This is a genomic window from Actinomycetospora soli (genome assembly GCF_021026295.1).
Lineage (GTDB): Bacteria > Actinomycetota > Actinomycetes > Mycobacteriales > Pseudonocardiaceae > Actinomycetospora > Actinomycetospora soli.
Map to the genome: position 1 here is coordinate 23,867 of NZ_JAJNDA010000016.1, position 12,898 is coordinate 36,764.

At 74.3% G+C, this 12,898-nt stretch carries 10 protein-coding genes; 3 read left to right on the forward strand and 7 right to left on the reverse strand.

What is annotated here, in order from left to right; genetic code table 11:
• Positions 1-405: 405 nt before the first annotated feature.
• Positions 406-3,303 carry an excinuclease ABC subunit UvrA gene (uvrA, locus tag LN037_RS23125; RefSeq protein WP_230757576.1) on the reverse strand — a complete coding sequence of 966 codons (2,898 nt, stop codon included), beginning with the start codon at positions 3,301-3,303 and terminating at the stop codon, positions 406-408.
• 240 nt (positions 3,304-3,543) lie between these two features.
• On the opposite strand from uvrA, the gene LN037_RS23130 reads away from it, so the two are divergent.
• Complete coding sequence (locus tag LN037_RS23130) at positions 3,544-4,605, forward strand: catalase family protein (protein ID WP_230757578.1); 1,062 nt, start codon at positions 3,544-3,546, stop codon at positions 4,603-4,605.
• A 29-nt stretch (positions 4,606-4,634) separates the two neighbouring features.
• The gene (locus LN037_RS23135) at positions 4,635-5,312 is read left to right on the forward strand and encodes an MBL fold metallo-hydrolase (RefSeq protein ID WP_230757580.1); all 678 of its coding nucleotides are present in this window, start codon (positions 4,635-4,637) and stop codon (positions 5,310-5,312) included.
• A 29-nt stretch (positions 5,313-5,341) separates the two neighbouring features.
• On the opposite strand, the gene LN037_RS23140 is transcribed toward LN037_RS23135, so the two are convergent.
• Together LN037_RS23140 and LN037_RS23145 are read right to left on the reverse strand one after the other, a co-directional pair.
• The gene (locus LN037_RS23140) at positions 5,342-6,607 is read right to left on the reverse strand and encodes a sensor domain-containing phosphodiesterase (RefSeq protein ID WP_230757583.1); all 1,266 of its coding nucleotides are present in this window, start codon (positions 6,605-6,607) and stop codon (positions 5,342-5,344) included.
• Positions 6,608-6,677: 70 nt separating this feature from the next.
• The gene (locus LN037_RS23145) at positions 6,678-8,015 is read right to left on the reverse strand and encodes a sensor domain-containing phosphodiesterase (RefSeq protein ID WP_230757590.1); all 1,338 of its coding nucleotides are present in this window, start codon (positions 8,013-8,015) and stop codon (positions 6,678-6,680) included.
• Positions 8,016-8,167: 152 nt separating this feature from the next.
• On the opposite strand from LN037_RS23145, the gene LN037_RS23150 reads away from it, so the two are divergent.
• A complete protein-coding gene (locus tag LN037_RS23150; protein WP_230757592.1) occupies positions 8,168-8,569 on the forward strand; it encodes an RNA-binding S4 domain-containing protein in 402 nt (133 codons plus the stop codon).
• 6 nt (positions 8,570-8,575) lie between these two features.
• Here the strand turns inward: LN037_RS23150 and LN037_RS23155 are convergent, their stop codons facing one another.
• The 4 genes from LN037_RS23155 to nadC form a co-directional block, all read right to left on the reverse strand.
• On the reverse strand, positions 8,576-9,787 hold the full coding sequence (locus tag LN037_RS23155) for a GH12 family glycosyl hydrolase domain-containing protein (protein ID WP_230757593.1): 1,212 nt from the start codon (positions 9,785-9,787) through the stop codon (positions 8,576-8,578).
• Between the two features lie 125 nt (positions 9,788-9,912).
• Positions 9,913-10,797: a GH12 family glycosyl hydrolase domain-containing protein gene (locus LN037_RS23160; protein WP_230757596.1), complete on the reverse strand. Its 885-nt coding sequence runs from the start codon at positions 10,795-10,797 to the stop codon at positions 9,913-9,915.
• A gap of 70 nt (positions 10,798-10,867) precedes the next feature.
• Positions 10,868-11,971: an NAD(P)/FAD-dependent oxidoreductase gene (locus tag LN037_RS23165; protein WP_230757600.1), complete on the reverse strand. Its 1,104-nt coding sequence runs from the start codon at positions 11,969-11,971 to the stop codon at positions 10,868-10,870.
• The gene (nadC, locus tag LN037_RS23170) at positions 11,968-12,873 is read right to left on the reverse strand and encodes a carboxylating nicotinate-nucleotide diphosphorylase (RefSeq protein WP_230757604.1); all 906 of its coding nucleotides are present in this window, start codon (positions 12,871-12,873) and stop codon (positions 11,968-11,970) included. The genes LN037_RS23165 and nadC overlap by 4 nt, the downstream gene beginning before the upstream one ends.
• Positions 12,874-12,898 lie beyond the last annotated feature (25 nt).

A 12,898-nucleotide genomic window follows, 5' to 3' on the forward strand; every position in this document is an offset into this window, starting at 1 on the left:
CCGCAACCCGGCGAGAGGTGTCCTTGTTCCCTCACGACGTCGAGCCCCGCGCCGTCGTGCTGCTGGCGGGGGCCCTGACTCGTACCGATCGGACTCGTCCCCGGGATCACTCCCGGCGACGGGTCTGTTGCGCCGCTCCCGGAGGAACGACGTAGACCGGGACCCGGCCACCGGGGGCGGCTCGGGTGGGAGACGGGCTCCACTTGCCGCTCGCGTGGACACGGATGCCCGCACGAGCTGGTCGCTTGACGTCGAGCCTACCACTGCCCGCGTGTCGGGCTCCCACGGCGTGGCGACGGGACGTGGCACGGCCCGGGCGTCGGCCGGGCGCGGGGCCGGCGCGAGATTCACACCAGGCAGGCCCCGGGGCCCCCGGCGTGCCTCACGTGACCCTCGCGGGCGGCGTCAGCCCGCCTTCGCGCGCGTCCGCTTGGCCGGGGGCGCCTCCGGGGTGACCAGCTCGGCGAGGAACTGGCCGGTGTAGCTCTCGGGCACGGCCGCGATCTGCTCGGGCGTGCCCTCGGCGACCACCGTGCCGCCACCGTTGCCGCCCTCGGGGCCCATGTCGACGACCCAGTCCGACACCTTGATGACGTCGAGGTTGTGCTCGATGACCAGCACGGTGTTGCCCTTGTCCACGAGCCCGTTGATCACGCCGAGGAGCTTGCGGATGTCCTCGAAGTGCAGCCCCGTGGTGGGCTCGTCGAGGATGTAGATCGTCCGACCCATCGAGCGCTTCTGCAGCTCCGAGGCCAGCTTCACGCGCTGGGCCTCGCCGCCGGAGAGGGTGGGCGCCGGCTGTCCGAGCCGGACGTAGCCCAGGCCCACCTCGGTGAGCGTCTTCAGGTGCCGGTGGATCGCGGTGATCGGCTCGAAGAACTCCGCGGCCTCCTCGATCGGCATGTCGAGGACCTCGGCGACCGTCTTGCCCTTGTAGTGCACCTCGAGCGTCTCGCGGTTGTACCGGGCGCCCTTGCAGACCTCGCACGGCACGTAGACGTCGGGCAGGAAGTTCATCTCGATCTTGATCGTGCCGTCGCCCGCGCACGCCTCGCAGCGCCCGCCCTTGACGTTGAACGAGAAGCGGCCGGGCCCGTAGCCGCGCACCTTCGCCTCGTTCGTCGAGGCGAACAGCTTGCGCATGTGGTCCCACACGCCGGTGTAGGTGGCGGGGTTGGACCGCGGCGTGCGGCCGATCGGCGACTGGTCGACGCGCACCAGCTTGTCGAGGTGCTCGAGCCCCGTCACGCGGGTGTGCCGGCCCGGCACCTGCCGCGCCCCGTTGAGCTTGTTCGCCAGCACCGTGGCCAGGATGTCGTTGACCAGCGTCGACTTGCCCGACCCGGACACCCCGGTGATCGACACCAGGCAGCCGAGGGGGAAGGAGACGTCGACGTCGTGCAGGTTGTGCTCCCGCGCGCCCACGACCGAAATCTGCCGCTTCCGGTCGCGCGGGCGCCGGATGTCGGGCACCGGGATCGAGCGGCGGCCGGACAGGTAGTCCCCCGTCATGGACCGGTCGTTGGCGAGCAGCTCACCGACCGGCCCGGAGTGCACCACCTGGCCGCCGTGCTCCCCCGCGCCCGGGCCGATGTCGACGACCCAGTCGCTCGCGCGCACCGTGTCCTCGTCGTGCTCGACGACGATCAGGGTGTTGCCCAGGTCGCGCAGGCGGGTCAGCGTGTCGATGAGCCGCCGGTTGTCGCGCTGGTGCAGCCCGATCGAGGGCTCGTCGAGCACGTAGAGCACGCCGACCAGCCCGGACCCGATCTGGGTGGCCAGCCGGATGCGCTGCGCCTCGCCGCCGGAGAGCGTGCCGGCGGCGCGGGACAGCGAGAGGTAGTCGAGCCCGACGTCGAGCAGGAAGCCCAGGCGCGCGCCGATCTCCTTCAGCACGGCGCCGGCGATGACCTGCTCGCGCGGCCCGAGGACGAGTCCCTCCATGAACGACGCCGCGTCGGCCACCGAGAGCGCGCACACCTCGGCGATCGACATGTCGCCGAGGCTCTCGTGGCGCAGCGTCACGGCGAGGATCTCGGGCTTGAGCCGCGTCCCGGTGCACGTGGGGCACGGCACCTCGCGCATGTAGCCCTCGTAGCGCTCGCGCGCGCTGTCGGACTCCGCCTGGTCGAGCCGGCGCTCGAGGAACGGGACGACGCCCTCGAACGCGGCGTAGTACGACCGCTCGCGGCCGTACCGGTTGCGGTAGCGAACGTGCACCTGGTCGTTCGACCCGTGCAGCACCGCCTTCTTCACCGCGGCCGGCAGCTTGCGCCAGGGCGTGTCCATGCGGAACCCGACCGACTCGGACAGCGCGGTCAGCAGGCGCTGGAAGTAGTCGGCGGTCTGCCCCATGTTCCAGGGGGCGATCGCGCCGTCGGCCAGCGAGAGCTCGTCGTCGGGGACGAGGAGCTCCGGGTCGACCTCCATCTTCGTCCCGAGGCCACTGCAGGCCGGGCAGGCGCCGTAGGGCGAGTTGAAGGAGAAGGCGCGGGGCTCGAGGTCGTCCACCGCGAGCTGGTGACCGTTCGGGCAGGCCATCTTCTCGGAGAAGCGCCGCTCGCGGTCCGGGTCGTCGTCGTCGAGGTCGACGAAGTCCAGCACGAGGATGCCCTCGGCGAGCCGCAGCGCGGTCTCCACCGAGTCGGTGAGGCGCTGCTTCGCGCTGGCCTTGACCGAGAGCCGGTCGACCACCACCGCGATGTCGTGCTTCTCCTGCTTCTTCAACGTCGGCGGCTCGGCCAGCGGGTAGACCGTGCCGTCCACCAGGACGCGGGAGTAGCCCTGCCCCTGGAGCTGGGCGAACAGGTCGACGTACTCGCCCTTGCGCCCGCGGATCACCGGGGCGAGGACCTGGAAGCGGCGCCCGGACTCCATCGCGAGCACCTGGTCGACGATCTGCTGCGGGGTCTGCTTGGAGATGACCTCGCCGCACGTGGGGCAGTGCGGCGTGCCGGCGCGCGCGTAGAGCAGCCGCAGGTAGTCGTAGACCTCGGTGATCGTGCCGACGGTCGACCGCGGGTTGCGGCTGGTCGACTTCTGGTCGATCGACACGGCGGGCGAGAGGCCCTCGATGAAGTCGACGTCGGGCTTGTCCATCTGCCCGAGGAACTGGCGCGCGTAGGCCGAGAGCGACTCGACGTACCGCCGCTGGCCCTCGGCGAAGATCGTGTCGAACGCGAGGCTCGACTTCCCGGAGCCGGAGAGTCCGGTGAACACGACGAGGCTGTCGCGCGGCAGGTCGATGTCGACGCCCGTGAGGTTGTGCTCACGGGCGCCCTTGACGACGAGGCGGTCGGCCACGGATCAGCTCCCCAGGCGTTCAGGACAGGTGAGTGCTCCCCTGTCATACCCCCGGGCACCGACAACATCGTCCGGCAGCGACTCGCGGGGGTTCTCCTCCACTGTAGGAGCCGTTGTCCAGGTCGCCCGCCGGGCCCGGATCCGGGCGGTCAGCGGCCCGTCCGCGACGCCGGGCGCGGACACGGGCCGTCGTCGGGGTCGCCCGGGTGCGGTGAACGGACGAGCGGGTACGCCTCCCGGGTGACCGCCTCAGCCCGACCGCTCCCCTGGACCGACGACACCGAGCAGCTCCAGCCCCACGAGGACGAGCACATCCGGCGCTGCATCGACTCGATGCTGCGGATCAACGCGATGACGTTCGACCTCCACCGGCACGGCGTGCGGGCCACGCACGCGAAGAGCCACGGCTTCCTGCGCGGCACCCTCACCGTCCACGAGGACCTGCCGCCGGAGCTCGCCCAGGGCCTGTTCGGCACGCCCGGCGCCACCCACGACGTCGTGGTGCGCCTCGCGACCGAGTCCGGTCAACTCGACGACGACCGCAAGCCCAACGCCCGCGGCCTGTCGCTGAAGGTCTTCGACGTCGACGGCGAGACCCTCGAGCCCGGCTCGTCGACCCAGGACCTGCTGTTCAACACCCTGCCGATCCTCGGCCCGGGCACGGCGCAGAAGTTCATGGAGCTCTCCGAGATCCGCGAGCGCCACTTCTCCGACGAGTCGGCCATGACCGAGGAGATCCAGGCCCGCGACGACGCCGAGCAGATGACGTCCTTCCACCGGCTGGTCGGGAACATCCACCCGCTCGCCCACGCCTACTACACGCAGGGCGCCTTCGGATACGGCGAGCACGTCGCGAAGATCGCCGTGTACCCGGGGACGTCCGAGCAGGAGGCCCTCGCCGACCGTGAGGTCACGAACGACGACGACGGCAGCGTGCTCCGCGCACTCGTCGAGTCCTGGACCACCGACCGCGAGACGGTGTTCGACGTGCGGGTCCAGCTGCGCACCTCCGAGGACATGCCGGTCGAGGACGCGTCGGTCGACTGGTCGCAGGAGGAGAGCCCGTACCGCTCGGTGGCGACGGTGCGCCTGCCCCCGCAGCAGCCCTACTCCAACGCCCGCCGCGTCTTCGGCGACGACCGCCTGGCCTTCCGCCCCTGGCACGGGCTCGCCGCCCACCGGCCGCTCGGCTCGGTGAACCGGCTGCGGCGGGCCGGGTACGAGGAGCTCGGGCGGCAGCGGACCGACCTGAACGCGGTCGAGGGCACGACGATGCGGTCGGCGTCCGAGCTGCCGGACTGAGCGGGCGGTCCTCCGGGCAGACTGGGGGCGTGGAGCTTCTGGACGAGTACACCGGCCACGTCGACCCGGAGGGCCCGGCCGCCCGGCGCGACCTCGGCGCCGTCGCGATCACCAAGGTCTCCGTCGGCCCGATGGACAACAACGCCTACCTGCTGGTCGACAAGGCCACCGGGTCGACGCTGCTCATCGACGCCGCGAACGAGGCCGAGCGCCTGCTCGACACCGTCGACACCGTCGCCGAGCGCGGCCGGACGAAGACGATCGTCACCACCCACCAGCACTGGGACCACGTGCAGGCGCTGGAGGCGATGACGCAGGCGCTCTCGCCCGAGACCTACGCGCACGAACTCGACGCGCCGGAGCTGCCGGTGCCGCCGGACCACACGGTCGGCGACGACGACGAGGTCCGGTTCGGCGAGTCGTTCGTCGAGGTCATCCACCTCGACGGGCACACCCCGGGCTCGATCGCGCTGCTCTACCGCGACCCGGACGGCTCGGCGCACCTGTTCACCGGCGACTCGCTCTTCCCCGGCGGCCACGGCAAGACCGCGACCGTCGACCACCACAACGCGCTGATGGACGACCTCGAGCGGAAGGTCTTCGACCGGCTCGACGACGACACCTGGGTCTACCCCGGCCACGGCGACGACACGACGCTCGGCGCCGAGCGCCCGCAGCTGCCGGAGTGGCGCGAGCGGGGCTGGTAGGCCGTTCCCGACGACGGGTGGCCGGGGGCTCAGGCCCCCGGCATCGTCGCGTTCGGTGCGGGCACGGTGCGGCTCATGAGCGACCGGGCGAGCTCGAGCACGAGGTCGCGCTCGTAGACCACCGCGTACTGGTACTCGCCCCCGACGGTCTCCCGCGCGACGAGCGCGGCGGACACGTGCGGGCCGACGACGATGACGTCCCACTCGGCGCGCAGCGGGTCGCCCTCACCGAGGTCGGCCCCGCGGACACCGGGCAGGGGCTCCGGCCCGGCGCCGAGCAGCGCGACGAGGCTGGTCTCGCGGGCCGCCTGGGCGTAGCGCTCGCCACGGGCCCCGCTGAAGGCGCCGCGGGGGCCGACGGTGGCGAGGGTGACGGTCGGGCCCTCCGCGGTGAGCGCGCGGCGTTCGAGCAGCTCGGCGGCGAGGGAGACCTCGGCGAACCCGCCGTGGCGCATCGGGCGGCTACGGGACACCGTGGCGAACGGACTGCGCCGGGTCGGTCCCTCCGGCGCCCGCGCGAGCGGGGCGCTCACCGGGAGGATGCGGCGCGGGTCGGGGCCGAGCAGGCCCGGCCGCCCGTAGTACCAGCCCTGGCCGAGGGTGGCGCCCAGCGCGCGGGCGGTGCGCTCGTGCGCGGCGGTCTCGATGCCCTCGGCGAGCACGATCGCGTCGTTCTGCTCGGCGTAGGCGAAGACCGCGGTGGCGATCCGTGCGGCGTCGTCGTCGTGCGGCTCCTGGATCAGCCGCTGGTCGAGCTTCACGACCTCGGGGCGCAGGAACGGCATGAGCGCGAGCGAGCTGGGGTGGCTCCCGACGTCGTCGAGCGCGATCGCGATCCCGACGTGGCGCAGCCGCGTCGCGAACCACTGCACGCGGGCCGGGTCGGCGGTGAGCGCGCGCTCGGTGAACTCCATGACGAGCCGGCCGCCGCGGGCCGCGAACTCCTGCGCCACGGCGGGCGGCGGTCCGATCGGGATGCCGTCGGGCTCGACGTTGAGGAACAGCGTGGTCGGCCCGTCGTCGCCGGCCGCGAGCGTCGCCTCGAGGGCACGGATGCGGCAGAGCTCGTCGAGCTCCGCGAGCCGCCCGTCGGAGCGGGCCCGCTCGAAGAGCTGCTCGGGCCGGGCGAGCAACCCGGCGGGGCCGCGCGTCAGCGCCTCGTGCGCGATCACGCCGCCGGTCGCGAGATCGACGATCGGCTGGAACGCGGTGGTGAGCGAGTCCATGGCGCCGGTGAGCTCGTCGCCCGCCTCGACGGCGGCCCGGGGTCCGCTGACCCGCCAGATGTCGGTCACGGGTCACCCCTTCCAGCCACGTCGCGCCTGCACTCCGTGGACCGGACGGTACCCGGATGATCCGATGGAGCTAGCGCCCCGCCCCGGAAGCGACCCGGATGGATGACAACGGCGACGCTGAGGTCTCGTCGGCCGCCGGACGGGGGACGGCCCGGGCCATCAGGGAGCGGGCGATCTCGAGGACCAGGGGCCGGTCGTGGGTGAGGACGTAGTCGAACGGGCGGGTCGGATCGGCGGGGTCCGCGTCCGGCTCGAGGTCGCGGGCGACCAGCGCGGCGGCGAAGTGGGGCCCGACCACCGCCACGTCCCACTCCCCCTGCACCGGGTCGTCGGCGTCGAGGTCGGCGCCGCGGACCCCCGGCTCCGGCTCGGGGTCGAGGCCGCGTCCGAGGACCCCGACGAACGCGGCCGCGGCGGCGAGCGCCCGGTAGCGGCGCCGCGATGCGGGGGTGAGGTTCACGGCGTCCTCGTAGGCGGCCAGGACGACGGCGAGCTCGCCCTGGTCCGCGGCCTGCCGCTCCAGGTGCCGGCTGACCGCGACCAGCAACGCCTTCGACGCGCGGCGGGGCGTCCCGTCGCGGGCGGCGGTGGCGAACGGACTGCGCACGACGCCGCCCGCGACGGGACGGCGCAGGACGGGCGGGCGCCAGGGGGCGGCGAGGTCGCCGAGGTGCTCCGCCCCGGCCGGGCGCCCGACGTGCCAGCCCTGCACGAGCGTGGCGCCGAGGCCCCGGGCCGCGGCGAGGTGCTCGGGGGTCTCGACGCCCTCGGCGAGGACCACGGCGTCGGCCTGCTCGGCGTAGGCGGCGACGGCCGACATGATCTCGGCGACCTCTCCCGGGTCGCGTCCCTGCACCAGGGACAGGTCGAGCTTGACGACCTCGGGACGCAGGAACGGCATGAGGGCGAGCGAGGCCGGCACCGCCCCGACGTCGTCGAGGGCCACCCGCAGCCCGTGGGCACGGGCCTGCTCGGCGAAGGCGAGCAGCCGGGCGGGGTCGGCGGTCAGGTCGCGCTCGGTCAGCTCGACGACGACCCGGACGCCCCGCTCGAGCAGGGTGGCGACCGCCGGGACGGGATGCACGGCGGTCGGCACCGCGAGCGGCTCGACGTTGACGAACAGCCCGAGCGGCCCGGTCAGCCCGGCGTCGGCGGCGACCTCGACCGCCCGGCGGCGGCACAGGTCGTCCAGCTCGGCGAGGCGACCGCAGGCGCGGGCGACGGCGAAGAGGCGGTCGGGCCGCTCGAGGGGGCCGCCGGCCGGTCCGCGGGCGAGCGCCTCGACGCCGACCACGGCGCCGGAGGCGGCGTCGGCGACCGGCTGGAACACGGGGACCACCGCGCGGTGGCGCAGCAGGTGGCTCAGCGCCGCCCGCTCGGTCGGGGTCGCGCCCGGGTCGTGGGACACCCGCGCTCCCCTCCCCCGGCGACACGAGCGCCACCGACCGTACGCCGGATGATCCGAAAGGGCGACGCCTGCGGACCCGACGTCCCCGACGGCGGTCACGCGCCGAGCACGCCCTCTCCGGCGACCGACCCGTGGGCCACAATGGGCGAGGTATGGACGGGACGACGCGCGTGGACCGCTGGCTGTGGGCGGTGCGGCTGAGCAAGACCCGGGCGGACGCGGCGACCGCGTGCCGCGGCGGGCACGTGCGGGTCAACGACAAGCCGGCGAAACCGTCCACCCCGGTGCGCCCTGGCGACACCGTGCGCACCCGCCTCTACGACATCCCCCGCATCGTCGAGGTCGGCACGGTCATCGAGAAGCGCGTCGGGGCCCCGGTCGCCGTGACCTGCTACGTCGACCACACGCCGCCCCCGCCGCCGAAGGAGTCCGTGCTCCCCGTGGCGCAGCGCGAGCGCGGCGCCGGTCGCCCGACCAAGCGCGACCGACGCCGGATGGAGGCCTTCGAGCAGGCCTCGCTGCTGCACACCGTGGAGCACGAGCTCGAGGACTGAGGTCCCCTACTGCCCGTTGCGGGTCAGCGAGTAGGACGTCGTCTCCAGGCCGTCGCCGCCGATCCACGGCTCGAACCCGGCCTGCACGCTCGTGAGGTACCAGCCCTCCTTGGCCTGCCCCCGCTTCTGCGCGTCGGCCACGAAGCCCGTGATGTTCAGGTCCTTGACCTCGGTGGTCTGCTGCTGGCGGACGTAGGAGATGGTCGGCAGGTCGGCCTTGCCGAGCCACACGTCGTAGCCGACGCCGTCGAGCGTGGCCGTGCCGACCTTGTTGCCGATGGGCTGGACCCGGTCGGTGTGCTTGAGCCAGATCATCAGCTCCAGGCCCGTGGGGCGGCCGTCCTTGCGGGCGGTCGGGTCGAGCCAGATGTCGTAGGCGACGTTGTAGTCCCCGGACGACGGGGTCTTCACCGACCACGACGACCGCAGGTCCCCGAGGTCGGAGATCGGCCGCGGGAACGGCGTGCCCTTGGTGCAGTTGCCGTAGTTGCAGCCGAGGACGATCGACGGGTACGACGCCGGGCCGCTGTTGTTGCGGTGCTTGGCCTCGACCCGGAAGGCGGCGCTCGCCCCGGTCGGTCCGGCGCTCGGGCCGTCGAAGGCGACGATGCACTGCGGGGTGCTCGCGCCCCACAGCGAGTTCTGCACCTCGTAGCGACCGCCCGCGACCGGCGTCGACCCGAACTTCTCGCAGACCTTCTTCTCCGCACGGCCCGCCGAGGCGGCCGCGGTCGTGGCGCTCGGGGCCGTGGTGGTGGTGGTCGTCGGACCGTCCGGCGCGTCCGAGGCCTCCGGTGCGTCCGGCTCGGAGGTCGGCTCCGGCGTCGTCGACTCCGTGGCCTCCGGGGTCTCCGGGGTCTCCGGGGTCTCCGGGGTCTCCGGGGTCTCCGGGGTCTCCGGGGTCTCCGCCGGGCTCGCCGGCGTGAGGGTGCTCGTGGTCGGGGTGCCCGGCACGTCGGTCGTGGCCACGGCGGCCGGGACCAGGTCGACGGTCGCGGCGGCGGCCCCGTGCGGCAGGCCGGTCAGGACGGCCAGCGCGACGAGGGCCACTCCCCCGGCGAGCGTGCGCGCCGCGTCGGCGCGGAACCCCGCCCGCCGCTCGTGGCGTGCCGCGACCGCGGACCGGGCACCGCGGCGGGCCGAGCCGGCCCGCCGGTGCCGCCCGACCCGCCGTCGGGCCTTCGGCGTCTCGCTCGCCGTCGATGACCGACCGTTCATCCGCGCCGTCCTCCCCGTTGGACCGTTCAGCGCGCAGAAACGTACGTTCGGCGCAGTGAGCTGCGCCAGACGGCGTCAGTCGTTCGAGGTGTAACGAGGAGCCTTCACACCCACTCGGGTGACGATCAGACCCCGTTGCGCGTGGCGTTGAAGGCGTCCGTGGACAGCCCGGTACCGCCGACCCAGGGCTCGAAGCCGGCCTGGAGGTTCGTCAGGTACCAGCCGGGCTGCACGACGCCCTGCCGCTGGGCGTCGCGGACGAAGTCGGTGATGGGCAGGTCGAGCACCTGGCGGACCGACTGCTGACGCACGTAGGAGATGACCGGCACGCCGTTGTTCGCCCCGGTCCAGACGTCCCACGCGGCGCCGCCCAGCGTCACCGTGCCCCGCTTCGAGCCGATCGGGTCGATGCCGCCCGCGCGGATCGTCCAGATCATGAGCTCGGCGCCGGTGTTGTCGCCGTCGCGGCGCGGTGTCGGGTCGAGCCAGATGTCGTAGGCGGCGTTGTAGCGGCCGCGGTCGGGCACCGTGACCGACCAGCTCGACCGCACGTCGCCGAGGTCGGCGAGCGGCCGCGGGAACGGCGTGCCGCGCGTGCAGGTGCCGTGGTTGCAGCCCCACACGATGCTCGGGTAGGCCGCCGGGCCGGAGTCCTTCGCGTGGTTCGCCTGCACCGCGAACCCGGTGTCGAAGGCGGTGGTGCACTGCGGGGTGTCCGCGCCCCACGCGTTGTTCTGGACCTCGAAGCGACCGCCCGCGACGGGGGCCGAGCGGAACTTCTCGCAGATGCGGGGCCCGGTGCGGTTCCCGATCGCCGACAACGGCGCGAGCAGCCGCGGGACGGCCGGGGCCGCCTCCGGCAGGGCAGGCAGGGGCGCCGGGAGCGGCGCGGCGCCCGCGAGGGGCTGCGACCCGGCGTCGGCGGCGCGGTCGACCGTGATCGGCGGGACCGTCTCCTGCGGACCGGCGCAGGCCGTGAGCAGGGCCAGGAGCGCGGCGACGGCGAGCACCGGGAGACGACGGGACCGGCCACGCGGCGCAGCGGAGCCGACTCCTCGGGACTGACCCACACGGGGGAGGCTAGAGCAGGCGGTCCGGGTGGTACGCAGCGGGCTCGACGCCGTGTCGTCGCAGGTCAGCGGGCACGTCACGGCCCAGCAGGACGGCCGCGGCGAGCGCCGCCGCGGCGGGCGCGGTCTCGATCCCCGAGCCGCCCTGACCGGCCACGACCGCGAGCCCGGGCGCCCGCTCCCCCACGACGAGCGTGCGGTCGGGCGCGAACGTCCGCTGCCCCGCCCGGCTGGTGACGACCGACCGGAGCCCGAGGGTGGTCACGGCGTCGACGCGCTCGAGGGCCAGCGCCACGTCGAGCTCGTCGGGCCGGGCGTCGCCCGGCTCCTGCGGCGTCTCCTCGGAGGGGCTGATCAGCAGGCCCGCCGCCTCCGGCTTGGCGTACCAGGCGTCCGCGGCGCTCACCGCGAACGGGTCGTCGGGGCGCACCTGCGCCCGCACGATCGCGATCGTGCGCCGGTAGGCCTGCAGTCCCAGCGGAGCCGCGCCCGCGAGGACCAGGAGCCGGTCGGTCCACGCCCCGGCGGCGAGGACGACGAGGTCGGTGTCGATCCCGCCGTCGGGGACCTCCAGGTGCCACCCGGTGCCGGTCGGGGCCATCCCGACGACGGGTGCGCTCGTCCGGATCGTGCCGCCCGCGGCCCGGAAGCGGGCGCGGTAGTGCTGGAGCAGGCCGGACGGGTCCGCGTCGTGGGCGTCCTCGACGATGCCCGCGGCGCGCACCGCGTCCGGTCGCAGCGCCGGCCACCGGCGGACGGCCTCCGTCGGGGTCAGCTCGTCGACGGGGTCGAGCGGGAGGATCTCGTCGCGGAGCACCCGCTCCTCGTCCGCGGTGGTGGCGACGTGCAGGACCGGGCGCGGGCGCAGGAACGGGTGGCCCGCCTCGGCCGCGAGCGCGTCGAACCGGTCGCGGCTCGCGGCCACGAGCGCCCGCATCGGCCCGGACCCGTGCCCGGGGATGTAGCTCGCCGCGGACCGGCCGGTGGTGTGCCGAGCGAGCTCGGGCTCGGCCTCGAGCAGCACCGGGCGCTCGACGCCGAGGGCGGCCAGCTCGGCCGCCACCGACACGCCACCGATCCCGCCGCCGACGATCACGACACCCGCGGTGCTCACGTCCGCAGGTCCAGCCCCAGGTCCAGCGCCGGGGAGGAGTGCGTGAGCCCGCCGACGGCGAGGAAGTCCACCCCGGCCGCTCCGTAGGCGGCCGCGGTGTCGAGCGTCAGCCCGCCGGAGGCCTCGAGCCCGCAGCCCGGGGCCGCCGCGTCCCGCCGCCGGACCGCCTCGGCGCACTCGTCCGCGGTGAAGTTGTCCAGCAGGATCAGCTCCAGGCCGAGCCCGAGCGCCTCGTCGAGCTGGTCGAACGAGTCGACCTCCAGCTCGCAGGGCAGCTCGGGCGCGGCGGCGCGCGCAGCCCGGACCGCGGCGGTGACCGACCCGGCCGCCGCGACGTGGTTGTCCTTGATCAGCAGGGCGTCGCCGAGGGACATCCGGTGGTTGACCCCGCCACCGGCGCGCACCGCGTACTTCTGCAGTGCACGCAGGCCCGGCACGGTCTTGCGGGTGTCGCGGATGCGGGCCCGCGTGCCGGCGACGGCGTCCACCCAGGCGCTGGTGGCGGTCGCGACGCCGGACAGCTGGCAGAGCAGGTTCAGTGCCGTCCGCTCGGCGGTCAGAAGCGTCGTCAGCGGTGCCCGCACCGCGAGCGCGACCTCACCGGCCGCGAGCCGCGACCCGTCGTCGCGCACGTCCAGGACCTCCAGGTCCGGGCCGCAGACCCGCTCGAGCACGCGGACCGCGACGCCGACGCCCGCGAGCGTGCCCGGAGGCCGCGTCCGGAACTCCCCGACCGCGACCGCCCCGGGCGGCACGCAGGCCGCCGTCGTGCGGTCCGGTCCGTCGCGGAGGTCCTCGTCGAGGGCGCGGTCGACGACGGCGTCGATCTCCGCGACGTCGAGCCCCTCGGGCAGCAGGACGGGCGTGGCGAGCGGAGCGACGGGTCCGGACGTTCGAGTCATGCGACACCTCCGGTGGAGATCGTGA

Coding starts and splice junctions, on each gene's coding strand:
- LN037_RS23150 (WP_230757592.1), top strand. CDS start 8,168: ATGGACGGGACGACGCGCGTGGACCGCTGGCTGTGGGCGGTGCGGCTG.
- LN037_RS23155 (WP_230757593.1), bottom strand. CDS start 9,787: ATGAACGGTCGGTCATCGACGGCGAGCGAGACGCCGAAGGCCCGACGG.
- nadC (WP_230757604.1), bottom strand. CDS start 12,873: ATGACTCGAACGTCCGGACCCGTCGCTCCGCTCGCCACGCCCGTCCTG.